The 18,493-nt window shown below is 72.8% G+C and carries 14 protein-coding genes; 7 read left to right on the top strand and 7 right to left on the bottom strand.

The annotated features are described in order from the left end of the window. Positions 1-33 precede the first annotated feature (33 nt). From Sdi02f_RS14015 to Sdi02f_RS14025, 3 genes are all read right to left on the bottom strand, one after another. Positions 34-225 carry a DUF397 domain-containing protein gene (locus Sdi02f_RS14015; protein WP_030399277.1) on the bottom strand — a complete coding sequence of 64 codons (192 nt, stop codon included), beginning with the start codon at positions 223-225 and terminating at the stop codon, positions 34-36. Between the two features lie 174 nt (positions 226-399). Then, entirely contained in the window at positions 400-1,257 is an 858-nt protein-coding gene (locus tag Sdi02f_RS14020; protein WP_030399278.1) for a helix-turn-helix domain-containing protein, read from the bottom strand. Between the two features lie 307 nt (positions 1,258-1,564). After that, positions 1,565-2,323 carry a GOLPH3/VPS74 family protein gene (locus Sdi02f_RS14025; protein WP_030399279.1) on the bottom strand — a complete coding sequence of 253 codons (759 nt, stop codon included), beginning with the start codon at positions 2,321-2,323 and terminating at the stop codon, positions 1,565-1,567. Positions 2,324-2,710: 387 nt separating this feature from the next. On the opposite strand from Sdi02f_RS14025, the gene Sdi02f_RS36995 reads away from it, so the two are divergent. The 3 genes from Sdi02f_RS36995 (at position 2,711) to Sdi02f_RS14040 (ending at position 9,239) form a co-directional block, all read left to right on the top strand. After that, entirely contained in the window at positions 2,711-5,305 is a 2,595-nt protein-coding gene (locus tag Sdi02f_RS36995) for a D-alanyl-D-alanine carboxypeptidase (RefSeq protein WP_438363743.1), read from the top strand. 213 nt (positions 5,306-5,518) lie between these two features. Next, the gene (locus Sdi02f_RS14035) at positions 5,519-7,423 is read left to right on the top strand and encodes a DUF8823 domain-containing protein (protein WP_108933348.1); all 1,905 of its coding nucleotides are present in this window, start codon (positions 5,519-5,521) and stop codon (positions 7,421-7,423) included. A gap of 229 nt (positions 7,424-7,652) precedes the next feature. Continuing rightward, positions 7,653-9,239, top strand: coding sequence for a sodium:solute symporter family protein (locus Sdi02f_RS14040; protein ID WP_030399282.1), 1,587 nt, complete (start codon positions 7,653-7,655; stop codon positions 9,237-9,239). A gap of 58 nt (positions 9,240-9,297) precedes the next feature. Here the strand turns inward: Sdi02f_RS14040 and Sdi02f_RS14045 are convergent, their stop codons facing one another. Continuing rightward, positions 9,298-9,708 (bottom strand): VOC family protein, encoded by a 411-nt coding sequence (locus Sdi02f_RS14045; RefSeq protein WP_030399283.1) that lies wholly within the window; start codon positions 9,706-9,708, stop codon positions 9,298-9,300. An 83-nt stretch (positions 9,709-9,791) separates the two neighbouring features. Further along, positions 9,792-10,907: an ADP-ribosylglycohydrolase family protein gene (locus Sdi02f_RS14050; RefSeq protein WP_030399284.1), complete on the bottom strand. Its 1,116-nt coding sequence runs from the start codon at positions 10,905-10,907 to the stop codon at positions 9,792-9,794. Positions 10,908-11,130: 223 nt separating this feature from the next. On the opposite strand from Sdi02f_RS14050, the gene Sdi02f_RS14055 reads away from it, so the two are divergent. Together Sdi02f_RS14055 and Sdi02f_RS14060 are read left to right on the top strand one after the other, a co-directional pair. Further along, a complete protein-coding gene (locus Sdi02f_RS14055; protein ID WP_245962189.1) occupies positions 11,131-12,342 on the top strand; it encodes a serine hydrolase domain-containing protein in 1,212 nt (403 codons plus the stop codon). Positions 12,343-12,462: 120 nt separating this feature from the next. After that, entirely contained in the window at positions 12,463-12,972 is a 510-nt protein-coding gene (locus Sdi02f_RS14060; RefSeq protein ID WP_030399286.1) for a DUF2165 domain-containing protein, read from the top strand. On the opposite strand, the gene Sdi02f_RS14065 is transcribed toward Sdi02f_RS14060, so the two are convergent. Continuing rightward, positions 12,956-13,519, bottom strand: a complete 564-nt coding sequence (locus tag Sdi02f_RS14065; RefSeq protein WP_030399287.1) for a hypothetical protein — start codon at positions 13,517-13,519, stop codon at positions 12,956-12,958. The genes Sdi02f_RS14060 and Sdi02f_RS14065 overlap by 17 nt on opposite strands. A 96-nt stretch (positions 13,520-13,615) precedes the next feature. Next, the gene (locus Sdi02f_RS14070; RefSeq protein WP_108933349.1) at positions 13,616-16,222 is read right to left on the bottom strand and encodes a bifunctional FO biosynthesis protein CofGH; all 2,607 of its coding nucleotides are present in this window, start codon (positions 16,220-16,222) and stop codon (positions 13,616-13,618) included. A 207-nt stretch (positions 16,223-16,429) separates the two neighbouring features. Here Sdi02f_RS14070 and Sdi02f_RS14075 point away from each other — a divergent pair, with 207 nt between their 5' ends. Further along, positions 16,430-17,950 carry a CehA/McbA family metallohydrolase gene (locus Sdi02f_RS14075; RefSeq protein ID WP_053664359.1) on the top strand — a complete coding sequence of 507 codons (1,521 nt, stop codon included), beginning with the start codon at positions 16,430-16,432 and terminating at the stop codon, positions 17,948-17,950. Positions 17,951-18,062: 112 nt separating this feature from the next. Beyond that, a complete protein-coding gene (locus tag Sdi02f_RS14080; RefSeq protein ID WP_030399290.1) occupies positions 18,063-18,482 on the top strand; it encodes a nitroreductase family deazaflavin-dependent oxidoreductase in 420 nt (139 codons plus the stop codon). The last annotated feature ends 11 nt before the right edge of the window (positions 18,483-18,493 follow it).

An 18,493-nucleotide genomic window follows, 5' to 3' on the forward strand; every position in this document is an offset into this window, starting at 1 on the left:
CCGCCGGCGGTATGGGCGGGCGAGGCGTGGCGGCTACTCCTTGACCGAGGTCACGAAGGCGTTCCACGCGTCGGCGGGGAAGGCGAGGACCGGGCCGTCGGTCACCTTGGAGTCGCGGACGGCGAGCGCCGCCACGAGCGGTGACCTGACCTCGACGCACGCGCCGTTTCCTCCGGAGTAGGAGGACTTGGTCCACGATTCCTGGGCGCCCTGAAGAATTGCCATGTCTGCTCCGATGGCGAGTCGCGGGTGTGGTTTACGCCAATGACGTGTGATCTTTGGCGTGATCGACGCTACTCGCTGGCCTCTCCGGACGGAGCGGCCATTCACTCGACCGGATGGCATATTCCAGGCGAGTCTTCCTTTACATCGGGGCAGCCGTGTACTATGCCGCCCCGTTCAGCGTGCGTACTCCTTCGCCACGTCCTCGATGCGCTGCCGGGACTGCTCGACGTTCAGGGCCTGCGCCCGCAAGTGCTCGTACATCACCGTGTACTTCTGCACGTCCGGCGCCTTCTCCAGGTACAGGTCGCTGGTCACGCCCTCGATGTACACCACGCTGGAGTCGGCCGTGTCGGCGAACTCCAGGATGGAGTACTGGCCGTTGATGCCGGGGTGCGCGCCGACGTCGAACGGCAGCACCTGCACGGTGATGTGCGGCAGCTGCGACATCTCGGCGACGTGCTCCAACTGCTCCCGCATCACCTGCCTGCTGCCCACCACCCGGTGCAGGCTGGCCTCGTCGAGGACCACCCACAGCCGCAGCGGGTTGTGCTCGGCGGAGATGCGCTCCTGCCGCCGTATGCGGACCTGCACCCTCTTCTCGACGTCGGCGACGGACGTCTCGGGCAACGCGCCCTGGATGAGCGCCTCCGCGTAGGGCCGGGTCTGCAACAGGCCCGTGATGATCTGGGGTTCGTAGGTGCGCAGCGACTCCGCGTCGGTCTCCAGGCCGATGTAGACGCTGTACGGGATGTCCCCGAAGGCGTGCCACCAGCCCTGCTGGCGCGAGTCCTTGGCCATCTGCATCAGCGAGTCGACGATGCGCTGGTCCTCGACCTCGTACACCCCGCACAGGTCGCGGACGTCCCGCTGGCTGATGCTGCGCCGCCCGTTCTCCAGGCGGCTGATCTTCGACTGGGACACCAGCAGCCGCTCGGCGACCTCCTCGGCCGTCATGCCCTTCTGCTCGCGGAGCCGGCGCAGCTCCTGGCCCAGCCGACGCCGCCTTACGGTGGGATTGACACTCGACGCCACGGGACGTGCACCTCCGGCTGGGTGACTCTTGCCTGCCACTATGTGTATCTGCTGTTGAGCAGATTGCCACCAAGGTGCGTTCTACCGCTGGGAAACGGTCGATATGCGCCGCGTACGAGCCGGTTCGGTACGCCGCCCCCACCATGTGGCCGCGCGGGGCGGCGGAACCTTTCCTCGGTCCGGCGTGCCGGACGTGCGGTCGGTTCCGCCGCCCCGCGCGGACCTGCGGCTCCCGTGACCGGGTCTGGGGACTGGCGGTGCGGCGTTGCTGTGGTGCGGTCGTGCGGTCGTGCGGTGCGCTCGCGGGCTAGTGGGCCGCCGCTCGCGCCATGGATCCGTGGCGCGGCTGCGCCGGAACACCGCGGGCGGGTTCCGGGGCGGACCTCGCCCCCGGTCCCGGGGCCTGGCGGCCGGCCGGGGCCGGACTGCGGCGTGGCTGTGCCGCAGCGCCGTTCTGGACGTCCATCACCGCGTGCGCCACCAGGCCGCCCATGGGGTCGTGCCGGATGAGGTCCCGCAGCCGGGACCGCGACGAACGTCCTTCGTTGCCCGGGTAGAGGTGCTTGCCGAGTCCGACCGCGTGGGCCAGCGCGGCGAGCGCCGCGGTCCGCGGGTCCGGCGGTACGCCGGTGCGGATCGCCGAGTCCAGCCGGGCCTTGATCTCCCTGCTGATCGCCGTGTCCGTCGCCTGGTAGCGAGTCGTCGGCAGCACCCCGCACATCTGGCCCTCCACGGCATGCACCATGCCGCAGCGCTCCAGATGCGAGAGATAGGTCTGGCGCAGCCCCAGCCGGGGTCCGCCAATCCAGTTGACCGCCCGGACCGGAGCGCCGCGCCTTCGCAGCAACTCCAACGCGCAGTCCAGTGTTGGATCTCCTGTCGGCCGTGGGGCCACCACGGCGATACGATCCCCGTCTGGGGCTATCCGTCCGGCCAGCGCCAGCTCCACAAGCTGTGCTCCGGCCAGACCGAGGTCGAGCGACTGCGGCTGTGCGGTGGTACCCGTGGTCGGGTCCAGCGCCAGCAGCAGAAGCTCCTCCGGAAGTGTTCTGCGGCTCCTGCCCATCCATGCCTCCCCGCGTGGATGACAGACAGGGTGACCCCTCTCACATTGGTCTGTCGAGGGTGCGTGACCGCTTCGTAGTGGAACCAGTAGGTATGTCGTTCTCGTCTTCCGCGTGGGTTCCACCCGTACACAGGACACTGGTAAATGGTTTCGGTACGGGTTCGGTAGCGCGCACGGGACGTGCGACGCATGGAGGAGGCATCGGTGGCGGGCGAGTCCCCCGACAGGTCGAAGCAGCGCGAGTCGTCGGAAGAACCGACGTCGGGGAGCGCGGGTCCGGTTCCCGAAGCCAGGACCGGTTCGAGCGAACCGCGTGATCCGCGGCTGACGGTGGCGCGGGAGGAAGCGAAGCGTTCCGCGGGGTCCGATGGCGGGTCCCGCGGGGGCGTGGACACGGCGACCCGGGTGCTGTCGGTCCGTGACACGGAGCCGGACGCCTCCGGCGAGGAGGAGGACGAGGACCCCGCGGCGCCCGGCACGCCGTCGGACACGTCCGCGGCGGCCGCCGGCGAGGACGCGGCGCCCGCCGCCGGGACGAACGGCCGGCTGAGGGACGCGGTCGCGGCCTGGGTGGCCACCGCGGAGGAGCGCGCCGCCGCCAACGCGCAGCTCGAGGCGGAGGACTCCGCCCCCGACGGCGACCGGAAGGCCGACGCACGGGACGACGCAGGGGAGGCCGACGGCGACTCGGGCACGGGCCCGCTGTCCGGCTCCGCCTCCGTCGCGGGCTCCGTGTCCGAGGGGGACGAGGAATCGGCCGCCGCCGGCCCGGACGCGGAGTCCGCGTCCGAGGGGGGTGCGCCCTCCGCGCCGGACGCGTCCGAGGAGCCTGCCGCAGACGCCGGTCCGGCCGCGGTCTCCGGCACCGGCTCGGGCTCCGGCTCGGGCTCCGGCGCGGACGCGGGTACGGCGCCTGAATCGAAGCCGGGACCGGCCGCCGAGCCGGACACCGACGCCACGCCCGACGCCGAGCCTGGGTCCCGGGCCACGTCCGGCTCGGACGCGCAGCCCGGCCCCGGCGCGAAGCCCGCGGCCCTGGCCACGTCCGGCTCCGATGCCGGACCGGGGGCCGACACCCGGCCCACGTCGGACGCGAGGCCGGACTCCGGCACGAAGCCCGACCCGCAGTCGAAGCCCGGCGCGGACGCGCGGACCGGATCGGACACCAAGTCCGGGCCGGACGCCAAGCCCGGCTCCGACGCCAAGCCCGGCTCCGGCGCGACGCCCGGGACCGACGCGCAGCCCGGCTCCGGCGCGACGCCCACCGCCGGCACCAAGCCCGCCCCCGGCACCAAGCCGACGCCCGCGCAGGACCGCGATGCCGACCCCGACGGCGGCAGCGACGGCGACGGCGGCAGCGACGGCGACGGCGGCAGCGACGGCGACGGCGGCAGCGACGACGCCGGTTCCGACGACGACGCGCCGCAGGTCGATCAGCCCACGGCCGTGTTCAAGGCGCCGCGGCTGGACAAGCCCGCCGTCGATCAGCCGACGACCATGCTGAAGCTGGGCGGCGCCGCCTCCGCGGCCGAGGGGGACGCCGAGCGGACCAGCAAGTTCGTCGCGCTGCGGAATCCGGACGACCCGGCGAACCGCAAGCCCCCGCAGGCGCCCCGGGCCCCGGAGACGCCCAAGCCCCGTACCGGTGTCACCGCCGCCCGGTCGCACGTCGGGCCGGACCGGACCACGCAGCAGCCGCTGCCGCCCAAGCCTCCGCTGGACCTGCTGGCGGAGCTGACGAACACCCCGCCGCCCCCGGAGACCCCGCTGCGCACGACGGTGCGCCGGGTCAAGATCTGGACGCCGCTGGTCGTCCTGCTGGTGATCGTCCTCGGCGTCGTGCAGTCCATGCGGCCGCTGCCCGCGCCCACCCTCGACCTCACGGCGCAGGACAGCTTCACCTTCGACGGCGGCAAGCCGCAGATCCCGTGGCCCGCCAGCGGGCAGGCCGCGCTCGACGTGCAGGGCATCGGCTCGTTCGGCTCGTCCGGCGACCAGAAGCCGGTGCCGATCGCGAGCGTGGCCAAGGTCATGACCGCGTACCTGATCCTGCGCGACCACCCGCTCAAGAGCGGCGCCGAGGGCCCGAAGATCAAGATCGACCAGGCGGCGGAGGAGCAGTCGGAGGCGGGCGACGAGTCCACCGTGCACGTCTACGCCGGTGACTCGATCTCCCAGCGCGAGGCCCTGAGTGCCGTCCTGATCGCGTCCGCGAACAACGTGGCGCGGCTGCTGGCCCGCTGGGACGCGGGCTCGGAGAAGGCGTTCGTGGAGAAGATGAACGCCGCCGCGAAGGACCTCGGCATGACCAACACGACGTACACCGACCCGTCGGGGCTGAACAACACGACGGTGAGCACGGCCGTGGACCAGGTGAAGCTGGCCAAGGCGGCGATGAAGGAGCCCGCCTTCCGCGAGGTCGCGGCGATGATGTCGTACAACGACTACAAGGGCGAGAACCACCCCAACTGGAACCAGCTCGTCGGGCACAACGACGTCGTCGGCATCAAGACCGGCACCACCACCTCGGCGCTCGGCAACCTCGTCTTCGCGGCGAAGAAGGAGATCGGCGGCGAGACCCGGACCATCGTCGGGGCCGTGGTGCGCCAGCCGGACGTCGGCGGCGGCATCCTCGCCGCCGCGCTGGACTCCAGCGACAAGCTGATCCGGGCCGCCCAGGACACCCTGAAGTCGTCGACGATCCTGAAGAAGGGGAGCGTCGTCGGGTACGTCGACGACGGCCTCGGCGGCCGTACGCCGGTCGTCGCCACCAAGGACGTCAAGGCCGTCGGCTGGGGCGGTCTGACCGTGAAGCTGACCTTCGACGCGGACGAGCTGCCGCACACGGCGAAGGCCGGCACCAAGGTCGGCACCCTCACGGTCGGCGACGGCGGCACCAGCGGCGCGGTGAAGGTGCCGGTGGCGCTGCGGGACGACCTCGTCGAGCCCGGGTTCACGGACAAGCTGACCCGCCTGGGCTGACGCCCGGCCCGCCCCCGGGCCGAAGCGACGCCCGCGCCCCCGCGGCCATCCGGTCGCGGGGGCGTCCGCGTCGTGCGGGGGCCGGGAGGGTCCCGGAAACGCGGGAGGCAACGGTGCGGGGCCGCGTGCTAGCGTCACGAAACGGGGCAGTCGCCGGTCGTGGGAACGGGACACGGCCCAAAGAAGAAGACGGGACACGGGGAGTGCCTTCAGGTGGCCACTGCGGAGCCGACACGCGCCGACGACGCCGATGCGAGCCCGGGAGCCGGTCCGCGACCACGCGTACCCGAACCCCGCAGGGACGACGATGAGCCCCGCCCGTCCGGCTCCCGCCCGTCCGGGTCGCCGCCCGCCCGGCCCGAACCCGTCGAGCCGAAGGCGCCGTCGGCCGTGAACACCGCCCTCATGGCCCTCCGCGAGCGCATGCTGCGCCACCCCGTGCTGTCCGTGACCGCCCTGGCCGGGGCGCTCCACATCGTCTGGTTCTTCACGTTCGCGAACAGCGGCGGCGACCTCGCGGCGCAGGACGCGTGGGCCGAGTTCGTCGGCCGCCACCCGGACTCGGCCTACAACCTCGCCTGGTACGGCGGCATGCACCCGGTGTCGTACAGCGTGATCTCGCCGTACCTGATGTCGGTGTTCGGCGTGCGCACGACGATGATGATCGCGGGGACGGTGTCGGCCGGGCTGCTGACGATGATCCTGATCCGCAGCCGGGTGGTCCGCAATCCGCTGTGGGCCTCGCTCGCGGGCCTGTTCGGGCTGCTGGCCAACGCGGTGTCGGGCCGGGTGACGTTCGGGCTCGGCATGATGTTCGGGCTCGGCGCGGTCGCGGCCGTGTTCTGCTGGCCCCACCGCTGGCGCCACGAGCGCTGGGCCAAGGGGCTGTGCGCGGCGCCGCTCGCCGCCCTGTCGACGATGGCCTCGCCGGTCTCCGGGCTGTTCGTGGGTCTGGTGGCGGTGGCCCTGTTCCTGCAGAAGCGCCGTCCGGGTGCCTGGGCGCTGGGCGTGGCGCCGAGCGTGGTCGTCGCGCTGTCGGCGGTGCTGTTCCCCTTCTCCGGCACGCAGCCGATGGGCTTCGGCTCGGTGGTGCTGCCGGTGCTGTTCTCCGCCCTGGTGTACTGGGCGGTGCCGCCCACCTGGAAGACGGTGCGGATCACGTCGGCGGTCTACGGGCTGGCCGTGCTGCTGGTGTGGCTGATCAGCTCGCAGATCGGCTCCAACGTGACGCGGCTCGCGATGCTCTTCGCCGGGGTGGCGCTGGTGGCGGCGCTGCCGTTCACGGTGCCGAAGTCGCGCAAGTGGTACGCGCTGGTGGCCTCGCTCACCGGCTTCGTGGTCTGGATCGGTTTCAAGTCCGCCGACGACGCCATCCACACCACGCCCGCCGCCTCCTGGGCGCGCGAGCTGGCCCCCCTCGTCAACGAGCTGCAGAAGGTCGGCGCGGAGCAGGGCCGGGTGGAGGCCGTGCCCGCCCGCTCGCACCGGGAGGCCTCGGCGCTGGCGCCGTACGTGAACCTGGCCCGCGGCTGGACCCGCCAGGCCGACATGGAGCGCAACCCGATCTTCTACGACGACACGCTCAACTCGGCGAACTACCACGACTGGCTCAAGCGCTGGGCGGTGCACTACGTGGTGCTGCCCAAGGGCGAGCCGGACGGCGACGGGGGCAAGCGCGAGCGGGAGCTGCTGCAGCGGGGGCTGCCGTACCTGAAGCAGATCTGGGGCGACGCCAACTGGCAGCTCTTCCAGGTGACCGATCCGACGCCGCTGGCGGAGCCCCACGCGGTCGTCCGGCGGGCCGAGCAGGACGAGTGGGTCATCGACGTGCAGGAACCCGGCCGCGTCCTGGTGCGGATGCCGTACTCGCCGTGGCTGAGCCTCGTCGACGAGGAGGGCAACAAGCTCAAGCCGCCCCAGGAGACGGACGCCTCCAAGAACGCCCCGGAGGGCACGCCGAAGACGTACGACAACGTCAACGGCTGCCTGACGGAGACCGAGGAGACCGCCGACGGCGACGTGTGGACGACGCTCGTCGCCCCCGAGGCGGGTACGTACCGGCTGTCGGCGCCGTACGGGCTGAAGCGGGGCACGCCGTGCCCCGACGAGCTGAAGTAGCGCACCGGGCGGCCTCTTCGGGGGCCGCCCGAAGGCGTTCATGTAGGTGAACACAGGTCAGCAAGCCGAACCTTTTTACCCGCTCTTGACCTTCCGCTTTCTTGTCGTGCCCGCGTCGACGAACTCACGATGAGCGGGCACTTCGCGGCCTGCCACGCCCCTACCCCGCTCAAGCGAAGTGCCAACCGGCTGGGCGGAGTTCACAAGGCGGACCCCGGAAGGGGGGCACATGAACGGTCTCGACTGGTCCGTGCTCATCGGCTACTTCGCGGTGATGGTGGCGATCGGCGTCTGGTCGCACAAACGGGTGGGCGACGTCAGCGACTTCTTCACGGCCGGCGGCAAGATGCCCTGGTGGCTGTCGGGCATCTCGCACCACATGTCCGGCTACAGCGCGGTGATGTTCACCGGCTACGCCGGCATCGCCTACACCTACGGCGTCACGTCCTTCGTGACGTGGTCGTTCCCCATCGCGCTCGGCATCGCCATCGGCTCCAAGCTGTTCGCGCCGCGCATCAACCGGCTGCGCTCGCGGCTGCACGTGGCCTCGCCGCTCGAGTACCTCAAGAACCGGTACAACCTGCCCACCCAGCAGGCGCTGGCCTGGTCCGGCATGCTGCTGAAGATCGTGGACGTGGCCGCGAAGTGGGCGGCCATCGCCACGCTGCTGTCCGTCTTCACCGGCATCACCCTCAACCAGGGCATCCTGATCACCGGCGTGATCACGGGCATCTACTGCACGATCGGCGGCCTGTGGGCGGACGCGCTGACCGAGCTGGGGCAGTTCATCATCCAGCTGCTGGCCGGCGTCGCGATGTTCGTGGCCGTCGCCATGAAGCTCGGCGACCACGGCGGCTTCTTCGGCGTCTGGGACGAGCCCGCCCTCCAGGGGCACGGAAAACCGCTGGTCGGCCCGTACGGGACGGTGTTCCTGCTGGCGTTCCTCTTCATCAAGCTCTTCGAGTACAACGGCGGCATGCTCAACCAGGCCCAGCGCTACATGGCCACGGCCAACGCCCGCGAGGCCACCCGGTCGGCGCGGCTGTCGGCGGTGCTGTGGCTGGTCTGGCCCCTGGTGCTCTTCTTCCCGATGTGGATGTCGCCGCTGCTGGTGGAGTCGCAGAAGGCGGACGGTTCCGACTCCTACGCGCTGATGACCGAGCAACTGCTGCCGCACGGGCTGCTCGGACTGGTCGTCGTCGGCTTCTTCTCGCACACCATGGCCATGTGCTCCTCGGACGCCAACGCCATCGCGGCGGTGTTCACCCGTGACGTGGCGCCGGTGCTGTCGAAGCGGGCGCGGGGCTGGGGGCAGCGTTCGGGGCTGCTGGCGGCACGGCTGACGACGGTGGTCTTCCTCGGCCTGTCCATGGCGGTGGCGACGCAGGTCGACTCGCCGACGTTCAAGGACATCATCACCGTGGTCATCAAGTGGGTCGCCGGGCTGATGGGCCCGATCGCGATCCCGATGATGCTCGGACTGCTGCGGCCCTTCCGCCGCTCGGGCCCGACGGCGGCGCTCACCAGCTGGGCGCTGGGCCTGGTCGCCTTCTGGCTGGTCAACTATCCGATCAACTGGAGCGTGGACGGCGGGGTCCCGCTCGAGTACCAGGTCTCCGTCCCCCTGGCGGTCTCCCTGGTCCTGTACGTCCTGGTCGGCCGCCTCAGGCCGGAGGACACCCCGGAGCGGCTCGCGGTCATCGAGCGCGTCAACACGGACGGCGACGGCGACGACGCCTCCGGTGCGGCGGCCGCGGTCCCGGCCCCGGCGGGCGGGGTGGACGGCGCGGTGGGGCGCAGCCGGGTGGGCGACTGAGGCCCGCCCGGACGGCTCCCGGCCGGTGGCCACGGCGTGTGGGCACCGGCCGGGCCGCTCAGCGCAGTTCCTGGATGCGGATCTGGTTGCCGGCCGGGTCCCGGAAGGCGCAGTCCCGGACGCCGTACGGCTGCTCCGTCGGTTCCTGGACGATCTCGGCGCGGCCGGCGCGCACCTTCTCGAAGGTGCCGTCGAGGTCCTTGGTGGCCAGCAGGAGCCAGCCGTAGGTGCCCTTGGCCATCATCTCGGCGATGGTGCGCCGCTCGGTGTCGGTGATGCCGGGGTCCACGGCGGGCGGCGCGAGCAGCAGCGAGACGTCGGGCTGGCCGGCCGGTCCGACCGTGATCCAGCGCATCTTGCCGTTCCCGACGTCCTGGCGGACCTCGAAGCCGAGGACGTCCCGGTAGAAGGCCAGGGACGCGTCCGGGTCGTCGTGCGGGAGAACGGTGGTGTGAATGCTGATGTCCATGGCAGCCACGCTAGCCGCGGCGCCCGGGACGCCGCTTCTCGAAATCTGACGCGTTCCCCCGTGAGCCGCCCGGACGTACGGGGCTACGCCCGCGGGTAGCGCGTCAGCCACCCGGGGGACGAGCCCGCCGGGCCGTGCAGGGCGGGGCCCTGGGTCATCTCCATGGCGAAGTCGTCGGCCAGTTCCAGGAGGGTCGGGCGGCCCTCCAGTTCGGCCAGCCAGGCCGGGGGCAGCGCCGTCTCGCCGTGCAGGGCGCCGAGCAGGCCGCCGGCCAGGGCGCCGGTCGCGGCCGAGGGGCCGTCGTGGTTGACCGCCAGGCGCAGCCCGTGCCGTACGTCCTCGCCGACCAGGGCGCAGTACACGGCGGCGGCGACCAGGCCCTCCGCCGTACCCGCGCCGATCAGCTCCGTCACCCGGGCCGGGTTCGGCAGCCCCTGCCGCACCGTGCCGAGGGCCTGCTGCAGGGCGGCCGCCACGGGTTCGTGCCCGGGCCGGGGCACGAGCAGCGCCAGGGCCCGCTGCACGGCGGCGTCCAGGCTCTCCCCGCGGGCCAGCCCGTGCACGATCACGGCGTACGCGCCCGCCGCGAGGCAGCCGGTGGGGTGGCCGTGGGTCTGGGCCGCGCACTCCACGGCGAGCTGGGCGACCAACTGGGGCTCCCAGCCCACCAGGAGCCCGAACGGCGCCGAACGGGCGGCGGCCTCGGGGCCGCGCTCGTCGGGGTTCTTGGGCGCCTCGGGGGTGCCCATCGTCTCGTCGCCGAGCCCGAGCAGCAGGGCGCGCGGGGCGCCCCGGCGCACGTACAGCCACTCCTCGTGGGCCAGCCAGCCGTCGTCCTTGCGTCGCAGGTCGGGACCCCAGTCGCGCTGGGTGGCGGCCCAGCGCAGGTAGGCCCGGTGCAGATCGGTCGGCGGATGCCAGGCACCGGTGTCGCGCCGTACCTGGGCGCGGATCAGCCCGTCCACGGAGAAGAGGGTGAGCTGGGTGAGGTGGGTGACGGCACCGCGCCGGCCGTAGGCGGGGGCCAGGTCGGACAGCCCGTCGGCGCCGTGGGCCGTCCGGATCGCGTCGAGGGCGAGGGAGTCGACGGGGGCGCCCAGGGCGTCCCCGACGGCCACGCCGAGCAGCGTCCCGCGCACCCGGCTGCGGAAGTCCTGCTGCTCGGCGCGCCCCCAGACGGCACCGGTCGTCCCACCCACCCGGACCTCCCCTCGGCACTGTGCGTACGTACGACGCCCAGCACTGTATGCGAACGGGGACGGTCGGTTCAGGGGCCGGGCGGGCGGGATCGGTGTGGAAACGTTCACGACCGGCGGTGGTGGAAGGTACACCTCGCTTCCACCGTCTGGGCCCATCGAGCGGGCGGCCGGTCCACGAGAGGCTCGGGGCGTTCCGAGAGAAGCCCCGTGGAGAGGAAACACCGTGTCCGCTCGTCCCGCCGCCACCCCGTCCCAGCCGAAGAAGCAGCGCGGGCGCGTGCTGTCGGCCGTCGCCGCGCTCGCGGTCCTGGGCGGCGGTCTCGCCGTGACCGGCTCCCTGGCCTACGGCGCCCCGGACCGCCCCGGTCACCGCGACGCCGTGCGCCAGGGGGCGAAGGACCTGGTGCGCGAGGACGGTTTCCCCGCCGCGCTGGCCGCCGTCGAGGGCCGTGACGGGCGTACCCGCGACTACACCGCCGGCAGCGGCGACCTGGAGACCGGCGCGTCCGTGCCGGTCAACGGCCAGGTCAGGGCGGGCAGCAACACGAAGGCCCTCACCGCGGCGGTGGTGCTCCAACTGGTCGGCGAGGGCAAGGTGGAGCTGGACGAGCCGATCGGGACGTACCTGCCGGGCCTGGTGCACGGCGACGGCGTGGACGGCAGCCGGATCACCGTGCGGAACCTGCTCCAGCACACCAGCGGCCTGCCCGACTACGTGCCGGCGCTGGGCACGGACCCCTTCGAGGTCCGCGACACCTACTACGGCCCGCGTGACCTGGTCGACCTGGCCCTCAGCCGGGAGGCGGCGTTCGAGCCCGGCGCGAAGTGGCAGTACAGCAACACCAACTACGTCCTGGCGGGTCTGCTCGTGGAGAAGGTCACGGGCCGCCCCTTCGGCGAGGAGCTCACCCGCCGGATCATCCGTCCCCTCGGCCTGAAGGACACCTACTGGCCGAGCGCCGGCGAGCGCGGCATCCGGGGCGCCCACCCCAAGGGCTACGCCGCCGCCACCCCCGGTGCTCCCCTGGAGGACATCACCCGCCTCGATCCGTCCCAGGCCTGGTCCGCCGGACAGCTCGTCACCACCCCGCGCGACCTCAACCGCTTCTTCTCGGCCCTGCTCGGCGGCGAGGTCCTCGGCGCCGCCGAACTGAAGGAGATGAAGACCACGGTCCCGGTGACCGAGAACGCCCCCGCGCCCGGCACCGGTTACGGCCTGGGTCTCTTCCGCACCCCCCTGTCCTGCGGCGTCGAGCTGTGGGGCCACGGCGGCTCCATCCACGGCTACGAGACCTACGGCGGCGCCACGCAGGACGGCCGCGCGGCCACGGTGGCGACGACGGCGCTGTCCAGCTCGGTGGCCGCCGACCCGGCCGGCATGACGGCGGCCCACCAGCACGTCTTCGACCTGGTGGACACGGCCGTGTGCGAGTAGCGGCCGTCCGCGGGGCGGCGGACGTCACGGGCCCGGCGCGCACCGCGAGGTGCGGGCCGGGCCCGGCCGTGCGGGGACCCTACGTGCTCGCGGCGTACACGGCTTCGGAATAGTGCTGCCATGACCAAGATTCCCCGCAACACCGTGTTACTCGCCTCCACCGTGCTCACCGCGGTCCTCGCCCTGTACATCGCCCTCGTGGCCCTCGGGAACATCACGGACTTCGACAACAACCAGCAGTACGTGCACCACGTCCTCGCCATGGACACCACGTTCAAGGACGACGACCTCATGTGGCGGGCGATCACGAGCAAGGGTCTCCAGGACACCGCCTACGTGGCGATCATCGTCTGGGAGACCGCGGCGGCGCTCGTGCTGATATGGGCGACCTGGCTGTGGATACGCGGGCAGCAGGCGCCCGCGCGGCGCTTCACCACGTACGGCACGCTCATGCTGATGCTGCTGTTCGGCGCCGGGTTCCTCGCGATCGGCGGGGAGTGGTTCGCGATGTGGCAGTCGGAGGACTGGAACGGGCTGGACGCCGCGACGCGGGTGCTGCTGTTCAGCGGCGTCGTGCTGATCGTGGCGCACCTGCCGTCCGGGGATGCGGAGGCTAGGCGACCACAGTGACCGTCGTGCCGGACGTGCCGAACTCCCAGAGCGCGTCCCCGTCCGCCTTGGGCAGCCGTATGCCGCCGGTCTTGGCACCGGCGGCGGCCGGCGGGGGCGAGGCACCGTCCACCGCGTTGGAGAAGGCGACCCAGACGCCGTCGGCCTGGGTGAAGTACATGATCTGCTCGATCCTGACCCCGTCGGAGCCCGTCGTCGGGTCCTGCCGGCGGGTGCCGACGCTGTACTTGCCGGGGGCGGGGTCGACCGTTCCCGGCCACACCTTGAAGGACCGCCGGGTGGCGTCGCTGGCGTCGACCAGCCACACCCGGTCCTGGCCCACCGAGTAGACGACGCGCCGCCCGGTGCCGGAGCCCTCCGGCACCGGGGCCGGCGCGGTCTCCTTGGGCGTGGGGTGCGCGTCCGCCGACGCCGACGGGCGCGGCTTCACCGCCGCGGCGGTGGGGTGGGGTCCCTGGTCGGCCTGCACGGCCAGGACGGTCACCGCCGCGATCGCCCCCACGGTCAGGCCGGAGACCCACGCCCAGGAGGGAAGTCGGGCTGGCACGGGCACGCATCTCCTCAGCTACGAGAACCCCGACACACCGGGGGCCCGATCATCGTACTGCGCGCCCGCCGCGCTCCCGAAGCGCGCGCCCGCGCCTCACCGGTCCAGGACCGGCAGCAGCTTCGGCAGGTGCCCGTCCGACTCCCGCGCCGCCCGCTGCCGCTCCTCGGGGACCGGTCCGTACAGGGTGGTGCGCGGCTTGGCCGGGCGGCCCGCCGCTTCCGCGACGGCGATCAGGTCCTTGACCGACTTGTACGACCCGTACGACGAGCCCGCCATGCGGGAGATCGTCTCCTCCATGAGGGTGCCGCCCAGGTCGTTGGCGCCGGAGCGGAGCATCTCCGCCGCGCCCTCCGTGCCCAGTTTGACCCAGCTCGTCTGGATGTTGGGGATGTGCGGGTGCAGGAGGAGCCGGGCCATCGCCGTCACCGCGCGGTTGTCCCGCAAGGTGGGGCCGGGCCGGGCGATGCCCGCCAGGTAGACCGGCGCGTTGGTGTGGATGAAGGGGAGCGTCACGAACTCCGTGAAGCCGCCCGTGCGCTGCTGGATCCCGGCGAGGGTGCGCAGGTGGCCCAGCCAGTGGCGGGGCTGGTCGACGTGGCCGTACATCATCGTCGAGCTGGACCGGATGCCCAGGTCGTGCGCCGTCTCGATCACCTCGGTCCAGGTGGCCGCCGGCAGCTTGCCCTTGGTCAGGATCCAGCGGACCTCGTCGTCGAGGATCTCCGCCGCCGTGCCGGGGACCGAGTCGAGTCCCGCCTCCTTGGCGGCGGTCAGCCACTCGCGGATCGACATGCCGGTGCGGGTCGCGCCGTTGACGACCTCCATCGGCGAGAAGGCGTGCACGTGCATGCCGGGGACGCGGGTCTTGACCGCCTGGGCGATGTCGAAGTACGCGGTGCCGGGCAGGTCCGGGTGGATGCCGCCCTGCATGCAGACCTCCACCGCGCCCACCTCCCACGCCTGCTGGGCGCGGTCGGCGACCTGGTCGAGGGAGAGCGTGTAGGCGTCCGCGTCGGTGCGGCGCTGGGCGAAGGCGCAGAAGCGGCAGCCGGTGTAGCAGACGTTGGTGAAGTTGATGTTGCGGGTGACGATGTACGTCACGTCGTCGCCGACGACGCTCTTGCGGACGTCGTCCGCGACGCCGCACAGGGCGTCCAGGGCCGGGCCGTCGGCGTGCAGCAGGGCGAGCGCCTCGGCGTCCGTCAGCCGCGTCGGGTCGTCGGCCGCCGTGGCCAGCGCGGCGCGCACGTCGGTGTCGATGCGCTCGGGGGCCATGCCGGGGGCGGCGGCCTCGCGCAGGGCGCCCCAGTCGCCGTACACCTCGTCGAAGTCGTCGCGGCGGTCCGAGGTGCGTCCCTCGGTGTCGATGGTGGCGTGCAGGTCGGTGCGGCCGCTCGCGGTGAACGCCTCGTCCGGCTCCTGCCAGGCGTGGCCCTCGACCACCGCGTCCTCGCGCGCCAGACCGGTCTGCGGGTCGGCGAGCGCGGCCACGTGCGGGCGCAGCCGCGGGTCCAGCCAGGGCTCGCCGCGCCGCACGAACTCCGGGTAGACGCAGAGGCGTTCGCGCAGCTCGAAGCCGGCCGCCCGGGACGTGGCGGCGAGTTCGTCGATCTGCGGCCAGGGGCGCTCGGGGTTGACGTGGTCGATGGTGAGCGGGGAGACGCCGCCCCAGTCGTCGATGCCCGCGCCGATCAGCCGCTCGTACTCCGCGTCCACCAGGTTCGGCGGGGCCTGGAGGCAGGCGGACGGGCCCATGATGTGCCGGGCGACGGCGACCGTGGCGACCAGCTCGTCCAGCTCCGCGTCCGGCATGCCGCGCATCGCGGTGTCCGGCTTGGCGCGGAAGTTCTGGATGATCAGTTCCTGGATGCCGTGGTAGGCGCGGGAGACGCGGCGCAGCGCGAAGAGGGACTCGGCCCGCTCCTCGTAGGTCTCGCCGATGCCGATGAGGATGCCGGAGGTGAAGGGGACCGACGAGCGCCCGGCGTCCTCCAGGACGCGCAGCCGTACGGCGGGTTCCTTGTCCGGGGAGCCGTGGTGCGGGCCGCCGGGCTCGGACCACAGGCGGGTCGCGGTGGTCTCCAGCATCATGCCCATGGACGGCGCGACGGGCTTGAGGCGCTGGAAGTCCGTCCAGGTCATGACGCCGGGGTTGAGGTGCGGGAGGAGGCCCGTCTCCTCCAGGATGCGGATCGAGACGGCGCGGACGTAGGCGATCGTGTCGTCGTACCCGTGCGCGTCCAGCCATTCCCGGGCCTCGGGCCAGCGTTCCTCGGGCTTGTCGCCGAGGGTGATGAGGGCTTCCTTGCAGCCGAGGGCGGCGCCCTTGCGCGCGATGTCGAGCACCTCGTCCGGCGACATGAACATGCCGTGGCCCGCCCGGCGCAGCTTGCCGGGGACGGTGACGAAGGTGCAGTAGTGGCACTTGTCCCGGCACAGCCGGGTCAGCGGGACGAAGACGCTCTTGGAGTACGTGATGACGCCGGGCCGTCCGGCGGCCTCCAGGCCCGCGTCCCGGACCCGGGCGGCGGACGCCGTGAGGGCGTCGAGGTGCTCGCCGCGCGCCTGGAGCAGCACGGCGGCCTCCGCCACGTCGAGGGCGACGCCGTCCCGGGCGCGTTTGAGGGCGCGACGCAGGGAGTTCTCGGTGGGGCCGGCGGGGTCGGCGGGTCCGGTTCCGGAGGTCGCGGAAGTCGTCATCCTTCGAGCATACGAGCGGCGTGATCAGCGCGGGGGTTCCCTCCCGGCCGCCCCCCGGGCGGTTTCCGGCCCTCCCTGCCGGCTTCCTGCCGCCGCCATGTGCCGACCCCCTTTCCTTGCCCGGGAGTTCACGGCTCAATACGAGGGTTGCACGCACCACCCCCGCACCACCGACGTCATGTCACTGACGACACTGGGAGCAGCAGCATGTGCGAGGACGACCACGGGCACGACCCCACCGGAATCGGCAGGCGCGCGGTGTTCGTGACGGGAGCCGCCGCCGCGCTTACCTTGGGAAGCGTGAGCTTCGCCTCGGCGGCACCCCGGGAACGGCGCACCAGAACCGTGCGCGGCACCCTGCCGCCCGGCGCCCCCGACTTCGTGTATCTCCCGGTCGAAGTCCCCCGGGGCGTGCGCGAGATCCACGTCGCCTACACCTACGACCGCCCCGCCGTCCCGGCCGGCACCCAGGGCAACGCGCTCGACATCGGCCTCTTCGACGAGCGCGGCACCGACCTGGGCGGCCGGGGCTTCCGGGGCTGGTCGGGCGGGGCGCGCACCGAGTTCTTCGTCCGCGCGGACGACGCCACCCCGGGCTACGTCCCGGGGCCGGTGCGGCCGGGCACCTGGCACATCGCGCTCGGCCCGTACACGGTGGCGCCGCAGGGGCTGTCGTACGAGATCACGGTCACCCTGACCTACGGCGAGCAGGACGCGGTCCCGCGGCCCGTGTACCCGCCGGAGCGGGCCCGGGGGCGGGGCCGCGCCTGGTACCGGGGCGACTGCCACCTCCACTCCGAGTACTCCGACGGCCGCTACACCCTCGCGGAGATCGCGGAGCTGGCGCGGGCGGCGGGCCTGGACTTCATCAACTCCTCGGAGCACAACACGCACTCGGCGCACGCGCACTGGGCCGGTCTGGCCGGGGACGACCTGCTGATCCTGCTCGGCGAGGAGGTGACGACCCGCAACGGCCACGTCGTCGCCCTCGGCACCGAGCCCGGCACCTTCGTCGACTGGCGCTACCGGGCCCGCGACAACCGCTTCGGCCGCTTCGCCCGGCAGATCCGCCGCGCCGGCGGCCTGGTCGTCCCGGCCCACCCGCACGCCACCTGCATCGGCTGCAACTGGAAGTTCGGCTTCGGCGAGGCCGACGCGGTCGAGGTGTGGAACGGCGCCTACACGCCCGACGACGAGGTGGCGCTGGCCGACTGGGACGGCATGCTGGTCGCCTCGGTGCGCGACGGCGGGCGGGACTGGCTCCCGGCGATGGGCAGCAGCGACTCCCACCGCTCCCCCGACGTGATCGGCCGCCCGCAGACCGTCGTCCTCGCCGACGACCTGACCCGGGAGGCGATCCAGGAGGGCATCCGGGCCGGGCGGTCGTACGTCGCCGAGTCCGCGAAGGTGGCCCTGTCCCTCACGGCGTCCGGCGGCCGGGGCGAGCACGCGGGCATCGGCGAGCGGCTGCGCGTGGACCGCGACACCCCGGTCACCGTCCGCCTGGAGGTCACCGGCGCCCCGCGCTGCACGGTCCGGTTCGTCACCGACCAGGGCGTGCTGTTCACCGGCGACCCCCTGCCGGTGTCGGGCGCGGGCACCGTGGAGTGGCGCACCACCGCCTCGTACGCGGCCTACGTCCGGGCGGAGGTGCGGCACGAGACGGCGGCGGGCCCGCTGCCGGGGGCTCTGGCGGCGTTCACCAACCCGGTGTTCCTGGGACGCTAGCGACGGCGGGGGCCCGCCCGCGCCACCGCCCGCCTCCCGGCCCCGTTCTCCCCTCCCCCGCGGGGTTTTCCGGGGACCATGGAGGCAACCGAGACAGGAGCGTGACCGACCGATGTCATCCTCGTCCTACTCCGAGACCAAGTACCGCGCCGTCACGGCCTTCCAGCGGCGGCTGAACGCACTCGTGCGGCGGCTGCCCGGCCAGACCCTGCTGGAGACCACCGGCCGCGTCTCCGGCCGGCCCCGCCGCACCCCGGTGGGCGGCCGCCGCACCGGCGACTCCTTCTGGCTGGTGTCGGAGTTCGGCGAACGCTCCCAGTACGTGCGCAACATCAAGGCCGACCCGCGGGTCCGGGTCCGGCTGCGGGGCCGCTGGTACCCGGGCACGGCCCACCTCCTGCCCGACGACGACCCGCTCGCCCGTCTGCGCCGCCTCCCCCGCTACAACAGCCTCGCGGTACGGGCGATGGGCGTGGGGACGGGTCTGCTGACGGTACGGGTGGAGCTGGAGGGGCCCGGGACGAAAAGCTGATGGAGAACCTG

Source organism: Streptomyces ardesiacus (assembly GCF_003112575.1).
GTDB classification, from domain to species: Bacteria; Actinomycetota; Actinomycetes; order Streptomycetales; family Streptomycetaceae; genus Streptomyces; species Streptomyces ardesiacus.